General features: G+C 48.5%; 19 protein-coding genes. 15 read left to right on the forward strand and 4 right to left on the reverse strand.

The genetic code is table 11. From position 1 onward, the window contains the following. The first annotated feature begins 150 nt into the window (after window positions 1–150). The 4 genes from GWR21_RS02115 (at window position 151) to GWR21_RS02130 (ending at window position 4,589) form a co-directional block, all read left to right on the forward strand. Entirely contained in the window at window positions 151–2,433 is a 2,283-nt protein-coding gene (locus GWR21_RS02115) for a hypothetical protein (protein WP_162330132.1), read from the forward strand. A gap of 157 nt (window positions 2,434–2,590) precedes the next feature. Next, window positions 2,591–3,496, forward strand: coding sequence for a TraB/GumN family protein (locus tag GWR21_RS02120; protein ID WP_162330133.1), 906 nt, complete (start codon window positions 2,591–2,593; stop codon window positions 3,494–3,496). Continuing rightward, entirely contained in the window at window positions 3,496–3,990 is a 495-nt protein-coding gene (locus GWR21_RS02125) for an RNA polymerase sigma factor (RefSeq protein WP_162330134.1), read from the forward strand. Before GWR21_RS02120 ends, GWR21_RS02125 begins: the two co-directional genes overlap by 1 nt. Continuing rightward, a complete protein-coding gene (locus tag GWR21_RS02130; RefSeq protein WP_162330135.1) occupies window positions 3,990–4,589 on the forward strand; it encodes a hypothetical protein in 600 nt (199 codons plus the stop codon). The genes GWR21_RS02125 and GWR21_RS02130 overlap by 1 nt, the downstream gene beginning before the upstream one ends. A gap of 48 nt (window positions 4,590–4,637) precedes the next feature. Here the strand turns inward: GWR21_RS02130 and rpiA are convergent, their stop codons facing one another. Continuing rightward, window positions 4,638–5,351: a ribose 5-phosphate isomerase A gene (rpiA, locus tag GWR21_RS02135; protein ID WP_162330136.1), complete on the reverse strand. Its 714-nt coding sequence runs from the start codon at window positions 5,349–5,351 to the stop codon at window positions 4,638–4,640. 185 nt (window positions 5,352–5,536) lie between these two features. Between rpiA and GWR21_RS02140 the strand changes: the two genes are divergently transcribed. The 6 genes from GWR21_RS02140 to GWR21_RS02165 all read left to right on the forward strand — a co-directional run bounded on the left by GWR21_RS02140 (window position 5,537) and on the right by GWR21_RS02165 (window position 9,337). Further along, window positions 5,537–6,118, forward strand: coding sequence for a Crp/Fnr family transcriptional regulator (locus GWR21_RS02140; RefSeq protein ID WP_162330137.1), 582 nt, complete (start codon window positions 5,537–5,539; stop codon window positions 6,116–6,118). Between the two features lie 109 nt (window positions 6,119–6,227). Further along, window positions 6,228–6,746, forward strand: coding sequence for a YceI family protein (locus tag GWR21_RS02145; protein WP_162330138.1), 519 nt, complete (start codon window positions 6,228–6,230; stop codon window positions 6,744–6,746). Window positions 6,747–6,775: 29 nt separating this feature from the next. After that, the gene (locus GWR21_RS02150; protein ID WP_162330139.1) at window positions 6,776–6,994 is read left to right on the forward strand and encodes a tautomerase family protein; all 219 of its coding nucleotides are present in this window, start codon (window positions 6,776–6,778) and stop codon (window positions 6,992–6,994) included. A 34-nt stretch (window positions 6,995–7,028) separates the two neighbouring features. Then, entirely contained in the window at window positions 7,029–7,763 is a 735-nt protein-coding gene (locus tag GWR21_RS02155; RefSeq protein ID WP_162330140.1) for an SDR family NAD(P)-dependent oxidoreductase, read from the forward strand. Window positions 7,764–7,765: 2 nt separating this feature from the next. Then, on the forward strand, window positions 7,766–8,218 hold the full coding sequence (locus GWR21_RS02160; protein WP_162330141.1) for a nuclear transport factor 2 family protein: 453 nt from the start codon (window positions 7,766–7,768) through the stop codon (window positions 8,216–8,218). A gap of 15 nt (window positions 8,219–8,233) precedes the next feature. Beyond that, entirely contained in the window at window positions 8,234–9,337 is a 1,104-nt protein-coding gene (locus tag GWR21_RS02165; RefSeq protein WP_162330142.1) for an NAD(P)H-dependent flavin oxidoreductase, read from the forward strand. Window positions 9,338–9,678: 341 nt separating this feature from the next. Here GWR21_RS02165 and bla read toward each other — a convergent pair whose 3' ends face one another. Then, a complete protein-coding gene (bla, locus tag GWR21_RS02170) occupies window positions 9,679–10,560 on the reverse strand; it encodes a subclass B3 metallo-beta-lactamase (RefSeq protein WP_162330143.1) in 882 nt (293 codons plus the stop codon). Between the two features lie 201 nt (window positions 10,561–10,761). Here bla and GWR21_RS02175 point away from each other — a divergent pair, with 201 nt between their 5' ends. Together GWR21_RS02175 and GWR21_RS02180 are read left to right on the forward strand one after the other, a co-directional pair. Continuing rightward, window positions 10,762–11,313, forward strand: a complete 552-nt coding sequence (locus tag GWR21_RS02175; protein ID WP_162330144.1) for a hypothetical protein — start codon at window positions 10,762–10,764, stop codon at window positions 11,311–11,313. 109 nt (window positions 11,314–11,422) lie between these two features. Continuing rightward, window positions 11,423–12,352, forward strand: a complete 930-nt coding sequence (locus tag GWR21_RS02180; protein ID WP_162330145.1) for an alpha/beta fold hydrolase — start codon at window positions 11,423–11,425, stop codon at window positions 12,350–12,352. Window positions 12,353–12,355: 3 nt separating this feature from the next. On the opposite strand, the gene GWR21_RS02185 is transcribed toward GWR21_RS02180, so the two are convergent. Both GWR21_RS02185 and GWR21_RS02190 read right to left on the reverse strand, forming a co-directional pair. Then, window positions 12,356–12,910, reverse strand: a complete 555-nt coding sequence (locus GWR21_RS02185) for a hypothetical protein (RefSeq protein WP_162330146.1) — start codon at window positions 12,908–12,910, stop codon at window positions 12,356–12,358. A 48-nt stretch (window positions 12,911–12,958) separates the two neighbouring features. After that, window positions 12,959–14,071, reverse strand: coding sequence for an acyltransferase family protein (locus GWR21_RS02190; RefSeq protein WP_162330147.1), 1,113 nt, complete (start codon window positions 14,069–14,071; stop codon window positions 12,959–12,961). Between the two features lie 143 nt (window positions 14,072–14,214). Here GWR21_RS02190 and GWR21_RS02195 point away from each other — a divergent pair, with 143 nt between their 5' ends. The 3 genes from GWR21_RS02195 (at window position 14,215) to GWR21_RS02205 (ending at window position 23,072) form a co-directional block, all read left to right on the forward strand. After that, complete coding sequence (locus GWR21_RS02195) at window positions 14,215–18,138, forward strand: two-component regulator propeller domain-containing protein (protein WP_238430138.1); 3,924 nt, start codon at window positions 14,215–14,217, stop codon at window positions 18,136–18,138. 164 nt (window positions 18,139–18,302) lie between these two features. Beyond that, window positions 18,303–21,386: a SusC/RagA family TonB-linked outer membrane protein gene (locus tag GWR21_RS02200; RefSeq protein WP_238430139.1), complete on the forward strand. Its 3,084-nt coding sequence runs from the start codon at window positions 18,303–18,305 to the stop codon at window positions 21,384–21,386. A gap of 18 nt (window positions 21,387–21,404) precedes the next feature. Beyond that, a complete protein-coding gene (locus tag GWR21_RS02205) occupies window positions 21,405–23,072 on the forward strand; it encodes a RagB/SusD family nutrient uptake outer membrane protein (protein WP_162330150.1) in 1,668 nt (555 codons plus the stop codon).

Below are 23,072 nucleotides of genomic sequence, written 5' to 3' on the forward strand. Positions count from 1 at the left end.
TACCATTCATGAGCATTAAAGTAAGTAAGCATATTATAGCAATGCCATTAAACGCGTAACCTATAAAGATGATCTTGAAATAAACTAAATACGCTAAAACGGGAAACCCTGATTTCTTAACCATATAGTATCCTTAATCCATTATCCGATATGGAAAAATCTGTAAATGTCCCTGCGGCAGCTGTCTGGAATTCGACCGACAACCAATGGGAGCTGGGCGAAAAGAATGCCGCCGGACAACCCACCGGCACCTGGAAATACTGGCATGTGGACGGGCATTTTGCCGGTACTGTTGAATACGGAGACGGTACTTCCCCTTATCAGATAAAGCGTTTTCATCCCGATGGCACCATCGCCCAGGAAGGCTTATGGTGTGGTGGAGATCTCTGGACGGGTACCTATCGCTGGACCAAAAGCGACCATCCCACTACAGAACCCTTCCCGGTGCCAGCCGAATATGATAGCCCGTTTGTATGGATCGCTGAATTTGATTATCCGGGCGATGGCCCCTGGTACAATGCCCAGCGATATTTTAACCGGGAGCGCCAGCCTGTCAATGCCGAAGGAGTGCCTTTACCCGCCCGTCCTGCTACCGTATCACAACGTGCTCATTATGCCATAGAACATGGTCAGCACAAATGGGTCATGGGAACAGTCAATATCCGCATTGCAAAATATGTGGGTGAATACCAGGAATGGGACCTGAATGGGGCGCTGAAGGTGAGAAGAATATATAATGAAGACGGTGAGATAGCACTGGAAGAGTCGTATGAATACGGCAGTCTATGGATGTCAAAAGCACATTCACCCGGCGAATTGTTACAGACCTTTTATTACATCAGTAGCCAGCCTCCTGTTGCTAAATCCGCCAGTTTATACCGTAATGGGGGGCAGGATGTTACGACTGCTTACTTTAATACGGCCGGTAACAAGCTTTATTCCGTCAGAAGTGAAAGATTGATGCCACTGCACGAGCGCAGATATTACAATGATGCACTGGTATATGAAGGGGTCCAGCTTGACGATAAACCAAAGACGCTGCTCAGCGTAAAGTATTTTTATCCTGATGGCAGCATACTGGTCGATTATACCTCTAACGGAGACGGTACCGGCGTCTGGCGCCTGTATGAAAGATCGGGAGCGGAGATGTTAAGTATGGAGGAAAAGGAAGAGGCTTTCCGCAGTAAAAGGAAACGTTGGGCATACCTGTTACCTTCGCTGTCTGACTACGAGGAGGATACCCTGCTACCTGACTGGGAGTCAGTGATAGAGAACTTTAAAATGGAGAAGCGACGCCAGCTGACAAGAGAAAAAATGGCCGCCCTGGTAGCACCTGCGCATCTCAGCAAAGAACTGAAGAAGACTGACTGGGAAAACATCGATACTGCGATGGGAGGTGGTAGCAGACTGCCACTTGCTGTTAAGGGTTTGCTGTCGGACGATAACGACGTGGCAAGCATGTCTGCCGACATTATCTGGTATGAAATAGAACACCAGCAAAGTCTCTATGAGGCTACGTATAAAATAGCCGGTATCGTTGCAAAAATGCTTCCCCTGTATGGAGACACACCTGCGATACAACAGCGGATGAGGAGCTTCCTCTTTGAAGTGTTCGGACAGGCATATTTCGATTATCCGAAGAAAGCCTACAAAGCGACGATCAAATCGTTACTGCCAGCTGCTCCGCTGCTTTTGAGATGGGCGAACGACAGCGATAATGATACCGCCCGTCAGGCACAGTACCTGCTGCTGCACATGGGAGAAGCAGTACCAGACACAGAGACATTATTGTTACAGGAATGGAATAATACGGCTCATACAGCTCAGCGACGCCAATTCGCTGCTTTTTTACTGGCGCGGTACTATTTGAACAGTAAACAACCGGCAAAACTGGTCAGCATGTTCTCTGAGGCCCTGCAAACAGAGACAGACAAGATGTTACGCCTGATCATGGCGATCCACCTGGTGCTGGCCACCAAGAAACAGGCACAGGCAGCATGGTTGTCTGAACTGTTGCAGGCGCTGACTGATCCGGACGCTGCTCATTATGATGACTTCTATGCGCTCACGCCTTACACAACCGGAACAGACGTTTCGGAATATGCGTTGATGGTATTAGGCCATGCGAAGAAAGCAGTGCTCGAAGATAACATCTTCGTCCTGATCAATATGCTGCCGGAATCGAATAGCCTGAAACAGGTAACCTTATTACAGGCACTGTTTTCGGTCCTGTTCCCTGATGGAGTGGAGCTGAATAAGTTCAGCCCTGCTCAGCAGCAAACATTGCTGGCAGCAGCGACCGTTATTGATCAGCATCCAAACTTCGTCAACCATATGGAGGTCTTCAGTAATTTTAATATACCATACGACACGTATGAGTTAACGCAATTGGCCGCCAGACCGGTGGCCCGTAGTAGAAAGAAAGCTGAATAATATTAACATGGCAGAAGCCCGCAGGTAATGCGGGCTTTTCCATAGACAGGATACCCACGTCTGTGAATAGTGCCCTCCGGTAAACGCTTAGAAAATATTTTCCCAACCTTGTAAGGTTTTACCTCCTCCCTATACTAATGAATAAAACCCTTACACAATGAGCACATGTAAGTTAATCAGAACTATCTTGGTTGCACTGGCACTGGCCTTTACAGCATTGACTCCGGCAGTTGCGCAAAAGCAGCCGCAAAACGGATTATTATGGGAAATATCCGGCAGGAACATGACAGCTCCTGCCTATTTGTTTGGTACCATTCACTTGTATGACACCAGCACCTATCAGCTGCCACAACCTCCTTTCGAGCTGCTGGAGAAGACGGGCAGGGTCTACTTCGAACTGGACTTTGGTAAAATAAATATGGCGGAAATGAGCGCGGGTATGTTTATTACCGACACGTCTCAGTATATTAACAAATTACTGGATCCGGTTTCACTGGCCAGGCTGAATAAATTACTGGAGGGTTCCGCCAGTGCAAAGATGCTGGGAGACAGGGTCTATACCATAAAACCGCTGTTTGTATCAGTGATGCTGCTTGGTAATGAAAAAACTTCTTCTGTGGACCTGGAATTATACAAGGCCGCCATGTCCGGGAAACATGCAGTAGGTGGCCTGGAAACAGTCAAAGAACAAATGGAGGCATTTAATACCATGAGCATCGCGGCACAGACAGAGGCCCTGCGCCAGTTCCTCAGCAATGACCTGTCAGGACAGGAAATACTGTCAAAGATGACGGCTATTTACGCCAGACAAAATATTACAAACATGCTGAAAGAACTGGAACAGTTCATGCCATTGGATGCCAATACCAGTGAAACGCTGGTCAATAAAAGAAACATCATCATGACTGACCGTATAGACTCCCTTTTGCAGCAGCAAGAACATCCGCTCATAGCAGTAGGAGCCGGACACCTGGGCAGTGATGCCGGTATTGTTGAACTTTTAAGAAAGAAAGGATATACCCTGAAAAATATCCCTTTTACGATCAAAAAGGCGCATGAGTAATGACCAAAACCGAGTTCCTGGACCATACCATGCCTCACCAGGCTATTATCTTTAAAGTGGTCAATATCTATACAGATAACAAAGAGGATAAAGAAGACCTGTTGCAGGAGATCTGGTTGCAGTTGTGGTTGTCTTATCCACGGTTCCGCGGTCAGAGCAAGCTTTCTACCTGGATGTACCAGGTAGCCCTGAACACCGCCCTGACTTACACCAGGAAATCTGCCACGCGTGATAAACACCTCCGGCAGGCAGCTGCGGTAGCTGTCACCCACGAGCAGGAGAATGTCCAGCATGAGCAGGAGCGCCTGTTATGGGACAATATCCGTTCCCTGCAGAAGGCAGAGAAAGCCCTCATCCTCCTATACATTGATGGCATTAGTTACAGGGAGATCGCAGAGATCACCGGTGACTCTGAAAGCAATGTAGGAACAAAGCTGAGCCGCATCAGGCAGAAACTGAAAGATTTAATTACCAGTGAAAAAATCAAGCAATAATGGAACCGCTGGATGACTTTGATTCCCTGCTGAAGGGAGCCGCCGATAGATATAGTAATCCGCAGCTTGCTGAACAGGCAGTGAGTAAAATGATAGATGAACGCCTGATAACAGGCAGGAAAAGAATGATCGCCACAGTCAGAAAAGAGATCATCATTATAGCGGTCTGTATTGTGACCACGATCTTTTCCTGTTATATGAGTGCAAAGGTCAGGCATAAACTAAGCCCTGAACTGGTCATGGCCATCGGTATCAGTTATGTGGGGGCCATGGTTTACTTCCTGTTGTCACTGTTCCTGTTCATCAGGTTGATCATGATCTCTCTTGCTCCCAAGGGTACCGATATCAGGGAGTACATTACGGGCATCTACCAGAAAACACAACGTACCGTACAACTGTACCTCTGGTTCTCTACCGTGGCCAGCGTTTCCATGGTGGCCATCCCGCTGGTATTGAGCAGTAAGGTGAGCTGGTATTGGATGCTACTGATAATAGCGTTATTTGGGGGAGCGGTACATTATAGCAATATCTGGTACGTCCGGAAACGTTTTGGGAAACGCCTGGATGAGCTGAAAGCAATGATGACGGATTTCACCTGAGTGAGTAAACAGGGTGGTGAAAGCGCTGGTTTATCAGCACCTGTCCCGTTATGCATGGACAGAAGAATGATCTGTACCAGCAGGTAACACCTCTTCAATGCCATTTTCGCCGGATATGACCGCCTTATGGGCCATTTTCAGGAATAAGGAATGTCCCACTATGCCTGGAATCATTTTAACCTGCCTATCCAGTTGGGTCAGATCAGGGAATGTGTCGAAGTAGATATCCGCCAGCATATTGCCATTATCGGAAATGAGTGCACCATTCTTTTCGCTGCTCAGGCGCTGTACGAACCTGGTACCCGGATACAGTTGAGCGATCTTCCGGCGTACGATCCCCAGCGCCTGCGGCAGCAGTTCTATGGCCAGCGGGTATTGGGGATCCAACGCTTCCCGGCGTTTACCGGCATCTCCCAGTAATACGAACTGTTCTGCCGCTGCTGCCAGCAGTTTCTCCATGACATGGATCCCGCCGCCGCTTTTTAATGCGTTCAGCTGCCTGTCAAATACATCACATCCATCAAAGTAAATATCCAGCTGACTGATAAGTGAAGGTGCCACAAGCCGGAAGCCCAGTTCATGCAGCAGCACCGTCGTGTCAAACGAGGAAGAAGTGACGGTCAGTGATGACAACAAAGCGGGGTCTTCCGCCAGCTGGCTGGCCAGGTATACAATGGTTTTGCCACCGCCTAACCCGATGGTCTGTCCGGCGCTGATCATCTTAGCTGCGGCTTTCGCCGCTGCCAGTTTATGGTCTGTCATCTGTTCATGTCATTAATGAATGAGTAATATATGCGGAGAGCAAGATAATCCCTTTGTGGCAGAAAATAATACCGTCAGCCGATGCGGCAGCCCCGAAGTTATTCCCCTGCATCACTTCTTCCTGTGTATAGTCACAGATAGCGAAGAATACCTACCTTTATCTCCACAAACCTATAAACAGGTATATGCAACCAACAGCAATAAAGGAGACACTGAAGACACATATATCCAAAGTGACCACGCTTACAGACGAGCAGTTTGATTATTTCTTTTCTCACTTTCAATACCAGCAGTATAAAAAAGGACAATCCATCATTGCTGAGGGTAGTATGGTCAACTGTGAATACTTCGTACTATCAGGGTGCCTGAAATCCTTTTTCATTAACGATGAACTGAAGATGTTCATCCTGCAGTTTGCCATGCCTACCTGGTGGGCGTCTGATTATAACGCCCTGTATGCCCATACCAAAGCCACTGTCAATGTAGACTGTATCACTGATGCGGAACTACTGTGCCTGACCAATGAGGACAGGGAGAAGTTATGCCGGGAGCTGCATAATGTTGAGTACTTCTTCCGCTGGCGTACCAACAAAGGCTATGTAGCCAGCCAGAAACGCCTGCTGTCTTTTATGAATAACAATGTGAAGTACCGCTATGAAGAGCTCATGGCCCTCTATCCGCAGCTCTATAACATGGTACCTAAAAACCTCATTGCCGCCTACCTGGGTGTTTCCCGCGAAACCCTCAGCCGCCTCTATAACCCCTGAGAAGTGATCCAGATCACTTTCTCCCTGAATGTGATCCAGGTCACGCAACCACCCCGATTTTCCGGCTGACATTTGTGTTGTAATCATAACAAACAAAAACACAAACACAATGGAAAATCAGAAATTTCAAATCGTTAGTGCGCAAAGCAATATTGACTGGGTGGGTAAAAAAGTAACCGGTGCTCATAATGGTACCATTGCTATCAAAGACGGCCACCTCGTCCTGAACGGTAACCAGCTTACCGGTGGTCACTTCGTAGTAGATACTACCTCTATCAGAATACTCGACATCGCCGACCAGGCTACGAATGCCCAGTTCCTCGGTCACCTTGTTTCCGACGACTTCTTCTCTACAGACAAATATCCCGAAGCCAGTCTGGTGATCACTACCGTATCCGGCAATCATGTGCATGGTGACCTGACCATCAAAGGCATCACCCATCCTGTCGCTTTCGACGCGGCTGTAAATGTCAAGGACGGCCAGCTGACCGCCAGCGGTAAACTGATCATTGACCGTACCAAATACGCGATGCGCTTCCGCTCCGGTAACTTTTTCAAAGACCTGGGTGATACGCTCATCTATAACGACTTCGAATTAACAGTTACGCTCACCGCTAAAGCCGCTTAATCAACGGCGCTGGCTTAAAACAATGTGTTATGCCTTACGTAAAGATCGAGGTAACCCGTGAAGGTGTTACCAGAGAACAGAAACAGGCGCTCATTAAAGGAGTGACCGACCTGATCACAGACGTACTGAATAAAGACCCGCAACTCACCCATGTGGTCATTCAGGAAATAGAACTGGATGACTGGGGTTTTGCAGGTGAGCAGGTATCCGTACTGAGAGAGAAAGGAATTACTGCAGACCGGAAATAGTACAATCATTTCACAACGTATCAAACCTCATAAAATGAAAAAGCAAACTATAATCGTTACCGGCGCTTCTCAGGGCATAGGAAAGGAAGTCGCCCGTTATTTCCTGGAGAAAGGTGATAATGTGATCATCAATTCTGCAACCGCCGAAAAGCTGGAACAGGTCTACAGGGAACTGGGCGCCGGTGATAACCTGGCCATGGTCGCAGGTAATGTAAAAGATAAAAGTACCGGCGAACGCCTGCTGGCGACAGCGATTGAGCAGTTCGGCGGCGTAGATGTACTGGTGAATAACGCTGGTATATACGAGACAAAACCGTTCCTGGAAGTCGATGAAGCTTACCTGGACCGCTTCCTCGACACCAACCTGAAAGGCACTTTCTTTACCACACAGGCCGTTATTCCCCAGATGATCAAACAAAAAGGCGGGACAGTCATTAATATTGGTACGCCTTTGGTCTATCACGCGCTGGGTGGTGGTCCTTCTACTGCGCCGATTTCCTCCAAAGGAGCTATACATGCACTGACCCTGCAACTGGCTGCTGAATTTGGCAAACAGAACATCCGCGTGAATACCATCGCTCCAGGTGTGATCCGTACGCCTATGCATGGCGACGAAGCTGATAAGAGCGCTGGCATCCACCTGCTGAACAGGGTAGGAGAAGTGGAACAGGTAGCGCAAATGGTATATGCAGTGGCGAAGAATGATTTCATCAGCGGCACCATTATCAACGTGGACGGTGGTATGGGGGCCGGCCATCATCTGAACTGATCATGAAAGCACTTTTATTGACCGCTTTGCTGTATGGTCTCATACCTGTACTCAAAGCACAAAAGGCAGATAAGATGAAAAATAATGAACAGGATTCCCTGGCTATTGCTACGGCCCTGGAGAATAATTACTTTAACGCCATTTATGAAGGCGATACAGATAGATTAGGTAGTATCCTGTATCCGGGTACCTTACTGTTCGGCGATGTAAAAGGGCAACCTTATGCGAAGAGCAGGGATGAGTACCTGACAGGGGTGAAGAACCGGCAAAGTCCCAAAGATTCCGGCAAGCCTTTCCATGGCGATATCACGTCAATCGACATCGTGAACTCCATCGCAGTGGCCCGGGTCAAGGTGAAGATGTATGACTTTCATTACAACGAAATCCTTTCCTTTCACAAGATCGACGGACGCTGGTACATCGTCAATAAGATGATGAGCGATATCAGCGAATAATAATAATCAGACGTTATGTGGTACCAGACAAAAGCATCGGCAATACTCGGCATTGAATATCCCATCCTGCAGGGGCCCTTTGGAGGCAATTTATCTTCTGTAGCATTGGTGTCAACCGTATCGAACGCAGGTGGGCTGGGCGGCTTCGGAGCCTATTCTATGAGCCCGCAGGAGATCGCTGCCGTAGATGAGCAGATCAGGGCAGCTACGGATAGACCGTATAATATCAACCTGTGGGTCAATGATACTGACGCCGTGGACGGCACCGTCTCTGACGAACTGTATCAGCATACCCGGGAGCTGTTCCGCCCTTATTTTGAAGAAATGGGTATTGCCGTACCGGATAAACCTGCTCCCTTCCAATCCAGGTTTGAAGATCAGGTAGACGTGCTGCTGCATCGTAAGCCGCCGGTATTCAGCTTTATGTTTGGTATCCCATCCGCCGATATCCTGGCGCAATGCCGCCGCCTCGGTATTGTCACTATCGGCGCCGCTACCACGCTGGACGAAGCCATTGCACTGGAAGCGGCGGGTGTGGACCTTATCATCGCGTCTGGTTTCGAAGCGGGTGGACATCGTCCTTCCTTCCTCGCCTCCGCCGAAAATTCTGTAACGGGTACGTTCGTACTGTTACAACTCATCCGGGAAAAGGTGAAGGTGCCCGTCATCGCTGCTGGCGGAATTGCCAGTGGAAAAGGTATCGCCGCTGCCATGGCGCTCGGTGCTGATGCGGTGCAGATAGGGACGGCCTTCCTCGCCTGTGAGGAATCCAACGCTACGCCCTTACACAGGGATATGCTGTTCTCTGATGCCGCTAAGTATACCACTTTGACCAGCGCGTTTACCGGTCGCCTCGGCAGAGGTATCGCTAACCGTATCACCGCGGAGTTGAACCCACAGGCTGCACATTATCTGCCCTTTCCCTTACAGACCACCTTCATGTCTCACCTGAGAAAAGCGGCTATGGAAAAGGCGCAGTGGGATATGCTCTACTTCTGGGGTGGACAGATAGCGCCGGTATTGAAACATAGAAGGGCGGAAGAGCTGATGCAGGCGCTGATTGAAGAAACGACGGCATATTTCGGCGGACTACCCGGGACGCAAAGCCAGACAGGCTGAACCGGAATAATGGATGACATGAGCTATCAGTGAGGACGTTGATCAGTGAATGACTCGTCTGCTAAGCATATAGTGTTGGTTTTTTTACGTTGGATTGTACGCGGCAGGGCATGATTTCCTGCATACTGCCGCACCTTTGTGTGTGTGCTAATGGCCTGATCGTTGTCAATGACATGATTCAGGTCCATTAGCTTTTTAGTCAGCTGTATTTATTCTTACAGTAATGTATACACCCGACTATCTTCTGCGAAGATCGCAGTCGTAACGTTATCACTGGTTTACCAGCGAATAAAGAGGCCCGTATTGTGTGTCAATACGGGCCTCTTTATTATCCTTACAGCTCATTTATTCAGTCTCTTATCATATGTCTTTTGCCAGTAGTCCAGTACCTCGTCATAACCGGCACGGTCACTAAACGCTGCCGGATGATAAGGATCGCCTGGCTGGTGTTTCTTATGCAGGTCATACTGACTGGCATGTGCGGCCAGCCACAGGTCAAACTGTACTTCTTTCATGACCTTCAGTGTATGTGCATAATCTTTCCCGACTTCCGGATACAGCGGCATTCCCGCGAGCTGTGTATCATCAAGAATGGAAGGAATATTGGCGATCAGCACCCTGTAGGTATGCGCAGTGTCCTGAACATTGAACAGGAAGCTGTTAGCCCCCGGGGTATGCCCCGGATGATGTAATACAACGATGTTCATGCCGCCGAGTGAGATCGTATCCTTATCATGCAGGATCCTGTCTGCTTTCACTGGCAGGAACATCATGCCCTTTCCCCCCATGACATAATCGGAATTGCCCCCGTCAGCCAGCAGCGCGGCATCTTTTTCATTGACCATCATACGGGCATGCGTCTGCTTTTTGATGGCGGCCATCGCGCCTACATGATCATAGTGGGCATGGGTGGTAAGCAGTATACGGATGTCCTTGAATTTAAATCCCAGCGCTTTCATATGCGCCTTGATCAGCGCTTCAGAATCCGCAGCGCCGGTATTGATCAGTATATGTCCTGCCGGTGTGGTGATCAGGAAGATGCCCAGGTCGTAAGTACCGATGTAATAAAGGTTACCAGCTATGCGGAATGGCTGATAGTCCTTCGACCATTCTTTATCTACATACAGGTCTTTGATCAGCTGCTGGGCAGTGGCGGGCTTGTATAAGCTGGCGGATAAAATAGTCAGGAGTATGACTGGTAACAGTCTTTTATGGAATTTCATGCACTGGGTTTTGAAGACTGCGAAGGTAGCCAATAGGCACGGTGATACAAAAAGAAGCCGCTGAAATATCAGCCTTTGGTTGCCTGGCTGGCTGCCGACCCTGCTCATCCGGAAATAGTACCTGATATTTGAGTACAACACGGGAATCGGTAGGAAATCTTCCGCAGGGGCAGTACATTTGCGGTATTCGAATTTGACACAATGAAGCTGAAAGCATTATTCAATGAATATAAAGTCAGGATTATTTTCCTGACGGTGTTTGTTTTCCTGACCGTTGTATTCCCCTATACACAGAAGAAATACTACATGGCCGATACTGTCAGTCATTTTGAAGACGCTTACCTGTGGCCGATACTGTTATGGGTATGGATAGGCCTATCTGTTATTGGCATCATATACGCACTTGTGAAAATAAGGCCGTTTGCGGAGGCCCTGAAAGGGATATTATCCGCCGTGATCACCTGTGCCTTTATCTTTTTCATCACCCGTGGCTTCTTCCTGGGGGTGGCATTGCTGGTGAACCGGGCGATCGTTACGCCTGTGCAGCAGGAAAGATACAGCGTCTATTTCGATAGTGAACGCCGGGGTAAACCTGACTACCTGCATCTGCGGCATGTAAAGACCGGTGAACTGGTTCATGACGGCCTGTTGCCGGAACGTATATACTACACTGGTCTAAGGAGTGGAGATACCATCCCTGTCACGTTCAGAAAAGGATTGCTGGGAATCGTATTACCACCTGTTGCAAAATAACGCGTTGACTCCTTTCCGCTTTGTATTGTCAAAATCCTCAGTTGAGGGTCACTGCGTTTTGCAACCAGCTCTTTTTAAAATAATTTAGTCGCCATAATTCAGTCTTTAGATGAAATCCTCCATACTCACGCTGATCCTGCTATTTTCGATCAGTATTACCTATGCACAGCTACCTTACACAAAAGTATTTGGTGACAGTACCAGTAAACCGCTGATCTTTCTGCACGGCGGTCCGGGCAGCAACGCTGGCTCCTTTGAGCTCACCACCGCACAGGAGATCGCAGATATGGGGTATTTTGTCATCCTGTATGACCGGAGGGGAGAAGGCCGCTCGGCTGACCTGAAAGCGAAGTACACCTTCCGTCAGACCTTCGACGATCTCAATGACCTCTATAAGCGTTTCGGTATAAAAAGGGCCACCCTGATCGGGTACAGTTTCGGTGGATTACTGGCGACCCTGTATGCAGAGAAGTATAGTGATAAAGTATCCTCACTGGTATTGGTGAGTTCACTGCTTTCCCTGCAGGACACGTATGCGGCCATCCTGGATAGATCAGGTGTTGTTTTCAGGGAGAAGCATGATACTGCCGGACTACAGCAATTACAACAGGTGGCGGGAATGGACAGGAGTTCCATAGCTTTCAGGACGAACTGCTTTGCGCTGGCCACGAAAAACGCCTTCTTTGATACCCCGCATCCTAATGAACGGGCTGTTGTATTAAACAAAAAGGTAAAAGAGGACGCTGTACTGACAAGCCTCCGGGCTGATACCAGTACAGCGCCCGGCAGAGGATTCTGGCGGAATGAACATTATACCACCATTGATATTACACCTAAAATAGAAAAGCTCAGAGATAGTCATATCAACATCTTCGCTTTCTATGGAAAGGATGACGGATTATTCGCTGCTACGCAGATAGACCGGCTGAAAACATTGATCGGTAGTGATCATGTATGGTACCTGGACGATTGCGCACATGCTGCGTTCATCGATCAGCAGACCCTCTTTATGGAAGCGATCGCTTCCTGGATCAGGTAAGACCTATTTACAGAATATCTTCTCCAGCAGCGTGTTGTTGTAATCCAGGTTATTGTGGAATACATTGTACAGTTCAGCTGCAATGGCCAGTGTCCGGTCTGCTGAACTATCTGCAGGGATCTCCTGCTGGTTTTCCAGGTAACGGATGATCTTACCATTTTTCACATAGATACGGTGCTCAATTCTGGAATCTTGTCCGTCGGCTGAACTACCTACGATCACTTCATAACTGAAGAAAAATTTACCCTCCCGGAAATAGTATTCTGTTGTCCAGCTGCCGTCACCTGCAGCGCCGGCATCAACGATCTTGAGGATGTCCTGCCCCTGGGTGAAACACTGGATACGTCCTTCCGGCGCACAGGAAAGTCCCTCATAGTTTATTTCCTCCTTCGCTAACTTTAAGGTGTTGATCTTTTGAAACTCAGCGCGGATAGATTTGATGTCTGCCTCACTGGCTGTGGGTATTTTAACGGATGTCTTCTGTTGCCCGCTAACTGTTATAGACGGCCAGCTCCATGCTAATACGACCAATGCGGGGATAAGCAGTTTTTTCTTCATTTCAGTTTAAGGATAGTTAAAATATGAAGATAGGGGAATCCCGGCTAATTATTGTGCCCGGTTTCCCTTCCTCTTAGCTGTCAGATACTTACGTACCGGTGTGTCATACGCCACCATCGCGATGTAGGCCAGACCCACCAATACCAGCAGACCTATGCAGATGATACCGGTCAATTGTGCAGTACCGGGTTTGTACTGGGTATAGTAACCGGCAAATGCCCACATTACCGCATAATGTACCATGTAGAGCGGATAGGAGATCTTACCGAAGAAATGACAGATGCCCTGTACCAGTTTGCCGGGTTGTGCGCCGGCGCCGAGTGCCAGCAGGAAAGGAAAATACAGGGTAACGATCACCAGTTCCACCAGCCAGTTCTGTCGGAAGACTGGTATCAGCAATGCCAGCAGCAGTAAAACTGTCAGGCCGGAAAAACCCAGTTTATTCTTAATGATCATGTTATAACGATAGACCAGCATCCCCGCGAGGAAAGAGAAGGCAATACGCGCGCCACCATGCCACCAGTTGTCACTGCTCCAGCCACCCATCAGGTTTTGTGCTGTGTAGGCAATATAGCCTAACCAGCCAGCGGCCAGTATCACCAGGATCAGTAATACACGTCTGTGAAGTTTCCATAGGATCACTCCATAAACAATATTGGCCACATACTCCCAGAAAAGTGACCAGCACGGTGCATTCAGGCCGAACAGGTTGAAGGCTCTTTCTCCCATCACCGGAAAAGGCGCCATCAGGATAGACGCCAGGAAGATGAGTGCCAGTTTCCCGAAGTTATAGCTTTCAGGTACGGATGCGAACGGGTCAAACAGAAAGGCCAGTAAACCCAGTACAGACCCGAGTACGACCAGCGGATGTAAACGAATGATACGGGAGATAAAGAACTCGCCAAGACCGATCTTCTCAATACGGTTATCATACGCATACGCAATCACAAAACCACTCAGGCAAAAGAAAAAGTCTACCGCCAGAAATCCGTGTCCGGCAAAGTTTGTCTTAGGATCGGTATATACTATTTCCAGAAAATGAAAGGCCACTACGACGATGGCCGCTACACCACGTAGCCCGTCCAGTATCTCGAAATGTTGTTTTGTTTGCAGTAGATTCTTCCGCTCCGGCGGTGCTGTGATGGTCCCCGTAGTTATCATGATTCGATTAAAGTAAGTGCGGAAGATAGAAAAATAATTTCCAATTCCTGCTTCTATAATAAGTGTACATTAAACAATAAAACCGCTGAATAAATAAATTTCCTTATTTTAACCGCAAAGAATACAGTATAATGCGGTGGACAATGATGTTATGGCTATGCCTTGCAGCGAAATCTCTATTTGCTGCGGGTGAGCCGCCCAGAAATCTAAGTATAGAAAATGGCCTATCCAACAACGCTGTATTAAACGTATACCAGGACTATAAAGGTTTCATGTGGTTCGGTACTTATGATGGTTTGAATCGTTATGATGGCTACAAATTCAAGATCTACAGAAATAAGATAGGCGATTCCACGTCCCTTATCGATAACGGGATATATACTATGGACGGCGACTCTGACCACCGGTTATGGATCGGCGGCAGAAAAGGTATCAGCGTGTTTGATCCGGTAACTGAACAGTTCTCCGTGGCCAGATTTGCTACCGGCAAACTGGTGCAGGGGAACATTCATATTATAAAGGCCGGTAACGGCGGACTGGTACTCGTTGGTTCCGAGAATAATGGTCTGATACAGTTCAGCCAGTGGCCCGGCACCGGTAAACAGATACCCCTGGAAAATAACATCAGCTATGAAGTCACCGCTATCGAATTCACACCTGATAAATCAGCCGCCTTTGTTTTCGTACAGCATGTAGGTCTTTGCAGATACGATTGCCGCAAAGGGACCATGACTGTGCTCAACCGTACTATCACACTTGGTAACTGCCTGAAGGCAGATAAGAAAGGGATGCTCTGGCTGGGTACAGAGCAGGGCATTTTCAGTTATAATGATGGCTGGTCTGCCAACTATCTGAAAGAGAACTGCAATATCGTGAACCTTTGCGCCGATCAGGGGGGCGCTATATGGGCCGGATCAGATGGTCATGGGATCTTTATCGCCAAAGATGGTCACGCAGCGCACAGTCAGCAGACACTGACCAGCAACGCGGTCTATTCTATCTGTGAAGACCGGGAAGGCCGTAAATGGATCGGTACCTTACGTGGCGGGGTCAATATCATTGACGCCCGCAAACACCTCTTTGAGCAGCATGCATTTACCGGCACTGTAGAGAACTTTATCCTTTCCTTCTGTGAAGGTGCGGGCAGGCATGTCTGGATCGGTACAGATGGTGGTGGACTGAAATACTGGGACCGCGAAGCCAATACCTTTAAGATCTACAAATACAGCCCTGCCGTACCAGGTGCGCTCAGCAGCAACTTTATCACCAGCATGGTGCAGGACGGACAGGGCGATCTCTGGATCGCCACCTGGTTTGGTGGGCTGAACCGCTATAACCGCCAGCAGGATGCCTTTGAACAGTTTCACTGCTTCAATCCGTTCACAAAGGCAGAAGAAAATAACGTATGGGTGGTCTATGAAGATGCCAGAAAACAGCTATGGGCCAGTACCACCAACAATGGTACACTGTACCTTTTCAATCGTGCAAAGAATAACTTCGAACTCTTTGATAAAACCCTCGTCAATATCCAGTGCCTTGCGGAAGATCGCAAAGGCAATATGTGGGGCGGTAATTATTCTGGTCTTATCAGAATAGACCGCGACAACCGGCAGCACCACACCTTCCCCCTGGGATATACCGTTCGTTCCATCCATGAGGACAAACGCGGGAACCTCTGGGTGGGTACAGAAGGAGGAGGTTTACTACTCGTAGATGGTGCGACCGGGAAATTCACCCGCTTCACGGAAGCAAATGGACTGCCCAGTAACACCATCCTGCGCCTGCTCGAAGATAATAAAGGCTTCCTCTGGCTCACCACTTTCAACGGACTGGCGAAGTTCGACCCGGTGCTGCATACTTCCCGTAACTTCTCCCGTTCTGATGGTCTGCAAAGCAACCAGTTTGCCTACAATGCCGCCCTGAGACTACGCTCCGGTGAGTTCCTGTTCGGAGGTATCAACGGGTTCAATGTCTTCTATCCGGATAGTATCTATGAACGGAGCAGCTTCGCCCCGGTATTCCTGACCGGTATCCGGATCAATAACAGCCCGGTACAGCAGCAGACCGACCTCGTGTCCGCACGCTCCCTGGAGAATATTGAAGAGGTGACCATTCCGTATAATAAGGCGGCCATTTCCCTGGATTTTGTCTCACTGGAATACACATCTCCCGATAAGATCAGCTATGCCTATTTACTGGATGGCTGGGACAAGAACTGGAATGATGCGGGGGAAGCCCGGTCAGCTAACTATACCCGTTTGCAGGAGGGCCGGTACACCTTTAGGGTCCGGGCGACCAACGCGGATGGTAAATGGGGGGAGGAACTACCATTACTGAAAGTCATTGTCCTGCCGCCCTGGTACAGAACGGCCTGGGCATACCTGGCTTATCTCGTACTTATCTCCCTGGTGATCTATGGTTATATAAAATATAAGTCCCGCCAGGAAAGATTGAAGTATGAGATCAAGCTTGCACACCTGGAAAGCGAAAAGGAAAAAGAGATCAATGAAAAGAAACTCTCCTTCTTCACCAATATTTCACACGAGTTCAGAACGCCGCTGACACTGATCATCAATCCGCTCAAAGAGCTGAAAGATAATGAGAAACTGGGTGTTGTTTACCGAAATGCCAGAAGACTACTCAGTCTCGTGGATCAGCTGCTGTTATTCCGTAAGGCAGGTAACGACGAACTGAAAGTCGCCCGCTTCGACATCGTGGCGCTCTGTAATGAAGTGTTCCTCTGTTTCACCCAGCAGGCAGAAACCCGGCATATCAGTTACCAGTTCGTGACGGCCGATGCGGCAGCCGATGTATATGCCAACTATGAACAGATTGAGATCGCATTATTTAACCTGCTCTCCAACGCCTTCAAGTTTACGCCGGATGGCGGGCAGATCTCCTGCGAGGTGACTGGTACCGCCAGTGAGGTAAAGATCACGGTCACTGATTCGGGATCGGGCATCCCAGCGCATATGCAAAGCCGCATCTTCGACAAGTTCCAGCAGGCCGACAGTACACAGACTGGTTTCGGGATCGGTTTATACCTCGTGAAGCAATTCATTGAAAACCATCATGGTAAAGTGACTTTCAATAGTACGGTGGGGCAGGGGACTGTGTTCTCCCTCCACCTGCTGACCGGCTCCGCTCACTTTGAAGCAGCCCAACTGATCACCGAACCGGTAAAGAAGTCCCCTATCCTGGATGAACTGATAGAGGATGTCTACAGTAAGCCGGCCAAACCTGCCGTTTCGGAAGCACTGATCACAGAAAAGAAATCCATGCTGCTGATAGATGACAATGCCGAGATCCGGGGCTACCTGCGGCAGCTGTTTGCCGATAAATATATCATTTATGAGGCGGAGAATGGCACCGACGGATTTGCTGCTGTAGAGAAATATGTGCCCGACCTGGTCATCAGCGATATCCAGATGGAAGGCATGGACGGGCTGGCACTCTGCCGGAAAATAAAGGAAACGGAAGCCTTCTGCCATATCCCGGTCATCCTGCTGACGGCGGCGTCTTCCCAGGAGGTCCGGCTGGAAGGGATCGAAGGCGGGGCGGACGATTATATTACCAAACCATTTGATAATGAACTGTTAATGGTGAAGGTGCAGACGATCCTGAAGAACCGGAACCTGCTCAGAGAGTATTTCCTGGAAAGGATCACCCTGAAACGCAGTGACCTGAAAGTACCTGCTGAATACCAGGACTTCCTGAAAAAATGTATCGAGATCGTAGAAACCAACATCGGCAACGAGGATTTTTCTATTAAGACCTTCACCCAGGCTATCGGTATGAGCCATTCAAGCCTGTATAAAAAAGTGAAGTCCATATCCGGTCAAACCATCAACGCCTTTATCCGCTCTATCCGTTTGCGGAAAGCAGCAGTATTGATGCTGAAAGAGAACTATACGGTCAACCAGGCTGCCTTTCAGGTGGGGATCGGGGACATTAAATACTTCAGGGAGCAGTTTTTTAAGTTGTTCGGAATGAATCCTTCCGAGTACGTGAAGAAATACCGGCACTCTTTTACAGAAGACCTGACAGTGGTCAGATCAGATGCCTGAAAAAAGGGGGTAAAATATGAATCTACCCCCTTTTTTAAGTGATTTACCCCCTCTGTCAGTCACTTTTATCCTCCTAATTTGGGCTCATAAATACCACGTAAACATAGTACAACCAACTATCAGTCAATTTTAAAGGAAAGTACGTTATGAAAAAATGCTTATCTATGATAGTGAAGTCAGCTTCACTACGGCAATGGCTCCTTATCCTCCTTTTTTTGCTCTCACTGGCACCTGGGCTTTATGCGCAGAAGCAGTCCGTTGCAGGAAGGGTTACTGAGGGAAAGGATGCATTACCAGGGGTAAGTGTCCGGGTTAAGGGGACTAACCAGGGAACACTTACAAATGAACAGGGCCGCTTTACACTGTCCGTGGCCAACGGTGATACCCTGATCTTCAATCACATGGGCTATACTCCACAGGAAGTTATTGTAAAAGGAGGGGCGCCGATCAATATCACCCTCTCCACTAACACACAGAATGTCAATGAGGTGGTCGTTGTTGGTTACGGTACCCAGAAAAAGGCAACCCTGACCGGTTCTATATCTGTGGTGAAAGGTTCCGACATCGTTAAAAGCCCGCAGCCTAACGTATCCAATGCACTGGCGGGACGCTTTTCCGGTGTGATCACCAATAACAGGTCCGGTGAGCCGGGTTATGACGGCTCCAGCGTGACAGTCCGTGGGCTGGCGACGCCGGGTAACAATGATGTACTGATCGTGGTAGATGGTGTACCCGGACAGATCGGTGGTCTGGACAGGCTGGACCCGAATGATATCGAGAGTATCAGCGTACTGAAAGATGCATCCGCTGCTGTTTATGGTAGCCGTGCAGCGAACGGAGTGATCCTGGTAACCACCAAACGTGGTAAGACCGGTAAACCAGCTATCAGCTACAGCTTCAACCAGGGTTTTTCTTCTCCTACCAGACTGCCTAAAATGGCAGATGCAGCTACCTATGCGGAGATCGTGAATGAGATCCGTTATTATGGTACGCCGGCTGGTGGTATGAACCAGGTATATTCCGCCGATGAGATCCGGAAATTCAGAGATGGTTCCGATCCGCTGAACTATCCCAATACCGACTGGCAGAAAGAAACGCTGAGGAAAGTGGCGTTGCAGAATCAGCACAACCTTTCTGTAAGTGGTGGTACTGACAACGTAAGGTATTACGCTTCCCTGGGTATGATCAAACAGAATGGTATTTATAAGCAGGGGGTTACTGAATACAATCAGTACAACTTCCGCTCAAATATCGATGCAGATGTGACCAAGAGACTGAAAGTGGGTATTTACCTTTCCGGCCGTCAGGAAGACCGTCTGTATCCTCAAACGGGTGCCGGTGATATCTTCCGCTCCATCTATCGCGCTTATCCGACTGTAGCGCCACGTTATCCGAACGGACTGCCAACCGCTGGTATCGAAAATAATAACCCTGTGTTGCAGGTGACGGATATCGGTGGTGTGAACAGGAACCCTACACAGGTATTCAATGGTATCCTCAAAGGTAGCTATCTGATCCCGGGTGTAGATGGACTGTCAATGGACGGTTTCTTCTCCGTGGATAAATCCTGGAGCTTCTCCAAATCATTCAGCAAACCTTACTCAGTATATCAGTACAATAAAACTACTGATACCTATAATAAAAATATCATCGGAGGTTCTGCCGGTGCAGCGTCGCTTACACAGGGACAGCTGAACCGCTCACAGGTGACTTCCAACATCAAACTGAACTATGTTAAGAAGTTTGGTCCGCATGATATCAGTGCGTTCGTAGCCTATGAACAGAGCAGGATCGCGCAGGATAGTATGGGTGCCTACAGAATTAACTTCCCGACACCCGCTACACCTGAACTGTCTCAGGGTGGTGCCGCTGCCGGCGACAGGGGCAACTCAGGTAACAGCTACAATTTCACCAGAAAAAGTTACTTCGGCCGGCTGGCTTACAACTACCAGGAGAAATACCTGCTGGAAGCACAGGCGCGTATAGATGGTTCTTCTACCTTCCCTAAAGGCAATCAGTATGGTTTCTTCCCATCTGTATCTGCAGGATGGAGAGTGTCTCAGGAAGACTGGTTCAAGTCGGTGAGCTTTATCGATGACCTGAAACTAAGAGGTTCCTATGGTACCCTGGGTAATGACAACGTGGGACTGTTCCAGTATTATGACAACTACTCTTTCAATAACCAGTATGTACTCGGTGGTGCTATACAGCCCGGTATTGACCTGATCAAACTGGGTAATGCCGGTATTACCTGGGAAACAGCTAAGAAACTGGACGTCGGTATCAATGCACAGTTCCTGAAGCATTTCAACTTTGAGTTCATCTATTTCCAGCAGAAACGTTCCAACATCCTGGCACTGAGAAATGCTTCTATCCCCCAGATGACCGGTATCGTGAATCCGAATGGTAGCCAGTCACTGGTGCCTTTTGAGAACATCGGTAAAGTGAACAGCAAAGGTCTGGAAGCAACCCTGGGGTATAACAATCAAACCAAAGGTGGTCTGCACTACAGCATCAATGGTAACATCACCTATGCAAAGAGCAAGATCATCTTCCTGGATGAACCAGCTGGTGCACTGGATTACCAGCGCATCACCGGCAGACCGCTCAACACCTATCTGCTGTATAACGCCATCGGTATCTTCCAGTCACAGGAAGAGATCAATAAGACACCTCACATCACCGGTGCGAAGCCTGGTGACCTGATCTATGAGGACTATAACAAAGATGGCAAGATCGATGGTAATGACCCTGTAAGATCCAAGTATGGCAATATTCCGGAAATCACCTACGGTGTGGTAATGAGCGCTGACTATAAAGGTGTGGACCTGTCTATCGTTGTATCAGGACAAACACGCGTAAGCCAGTATGTATTACCTGAATCCGGTACTATCGGTAACTTCTATAGCAGCTGGGCTGACAACCGCTGGAGCCCCACCAACATGGGTGGTAACTATCCAAGAGTGGATGAAAGAGCTTCTTCTTCTGTGAACGGTGGCCTGTATCAGAACAACTTCTGGCTGAATGATGCGTCCTTCGTACGTCTGAAGAACGTGGAACTGGGCTACACCCTGAACAGCAACCTGCTTTCCAGAATGAAACTTGCTGGCGTGCGGATTTACGCCAACGCATTTAACCTGTTCACCATTACCAAAGTGAAAGATTATGATCCGGAAGGTAACAGCGGCAGCGGCCAGTTCTATCCGCAGCAGCGTATCGTGAATGCAGGCGTGAACGTTAAATTTTAATCCGTAAAAATTCCATCGATGAAAACTAAGCACTTTATTTATTCTTTAATAGCCTTCGCAGGCGTCACTTTTACCTCCTGTAAGAAAGATTACCTGGACATCGTACCGACGGACAGGGTATCTGACGCAGCGATCCTGGCGGATTCTTCTCTCTTCAATGATTTCGTATTGAACCGTTACCTGAGCATCAAACTGCAGGACAAGGAAGGGGAAGGTACCAATCCGGGTTTCGGCAGGGGATTCGAATATGCCATGTGGGCTTCCGTGAGCGACGAAGCAATTTACAATAACGATGATAACACCTGGCTGATCCAGCGTGGTTTGCTGGCGCCTGAGAACACCGGCATCGCTGGTACACTGTGGGGCAGAAGCTACCGCAGTATCAGGGAAGTGAACTGGGGACTGGCCAATATCATGCAGGTGCAGATGGGCGAAGGACTGAGAACCAGACTGAGAGGAGAACTGCACTTCATCCGTGCATTCCGCTATCATGACCTGATCAGGAACTATGGTAAAGTGATCCTGGTAGGTGATAAGGTATATGAGCTGAACGATAAACCAACAGAAGCGGATTACACCCGCTCTTCGCTGAAAGAATGTATGGACTATGCAGTTGCTGAACTGGATTCTGCTATTGCACAACTGCCGGCAGCGAACGATGGTTCCTGGGAGTCAGGCAGAGCGATCAAGGGCGCTGCTATGGCGTTGAAAGCAAGACTGCTGCTGTACGCAGCAAGTCCGCTGTATAATGTGGGTTCCTGGGCAGATGCCGCTGCTGCTGCCAAAGCAGTAATGGATCTCAATCAATATTCAATCGCACCGGACTATGCTAAGTTGTTCCTGGATGTGAACAATAATGAGATCATTTTCGCCCGTCAGTATGCGATCGGTGCACGCCACGTGTGCCTTGAAATTGCGAATGGTGCAAATGGTTATAACGGATGGGCAGGCAATACACCGCTGCAGAACATGGTGGATGCCTATGAAATGAACAATGGTAAACCCATCACGGATGCTACTTCCGGTTATGATGCGGCGAATCCATATGTGAACAGGGACGCCCGTTTCTATGCCAGCATTCTGTATAACGGTGCTACCTACAGGAACTCAACCGTACAGACCTACACACCGGGTGGAAAGGATAGTAAAGATGGTCCTTCCAACTGGAATACGTCTAAAACGGGTTACTACCTGCGTAAGTTCATGGATGACAGGAACCCGATCGATAACCCATGGGATGTGGCAGGTTTACAGCCATGGATCTACATGCGCTATGCAGAGATCCTGCTGAGCTATGCAGAAGCACAGAATGAAGCAGTCGGTCCGGATGCTACCGTATACGATGCTGTTAATCAGGTAAGACAACGCCAGAGCGTGAAACAGCCCGTACTTACAGCAGGGCTGACCAAAGAGCAGATGCGTACAGTGATACGGAGAGAACGTCAGGTAGAACTGGCATTCGAAGAGCATCGTTACTATGATGTACGTCGCTGGAACATTGCAATGCAGACGGAGAACGTACCTGCGTATGGGATCGATGTGACTGTCTCAAATGGTCAGTTGGTGTATACCAGAAAAGAAGCCCTCAGCGGACGCCTGTTCGCAGAAAAGAACAACTGGTTACCTATCCCAAGATCAGAGATCTTAGCAACTAATAACAAACTGGAACAAACCACCGGATATTAA

Source organism: Chitinophaga agri (assembly GCF_010093065.1).
GTDB lineage: Bacteria > Bacteroidota > Bacteroidia > Chitinophagales > Chitinophagaceae > Chitinophaga > Chitinophaga agri.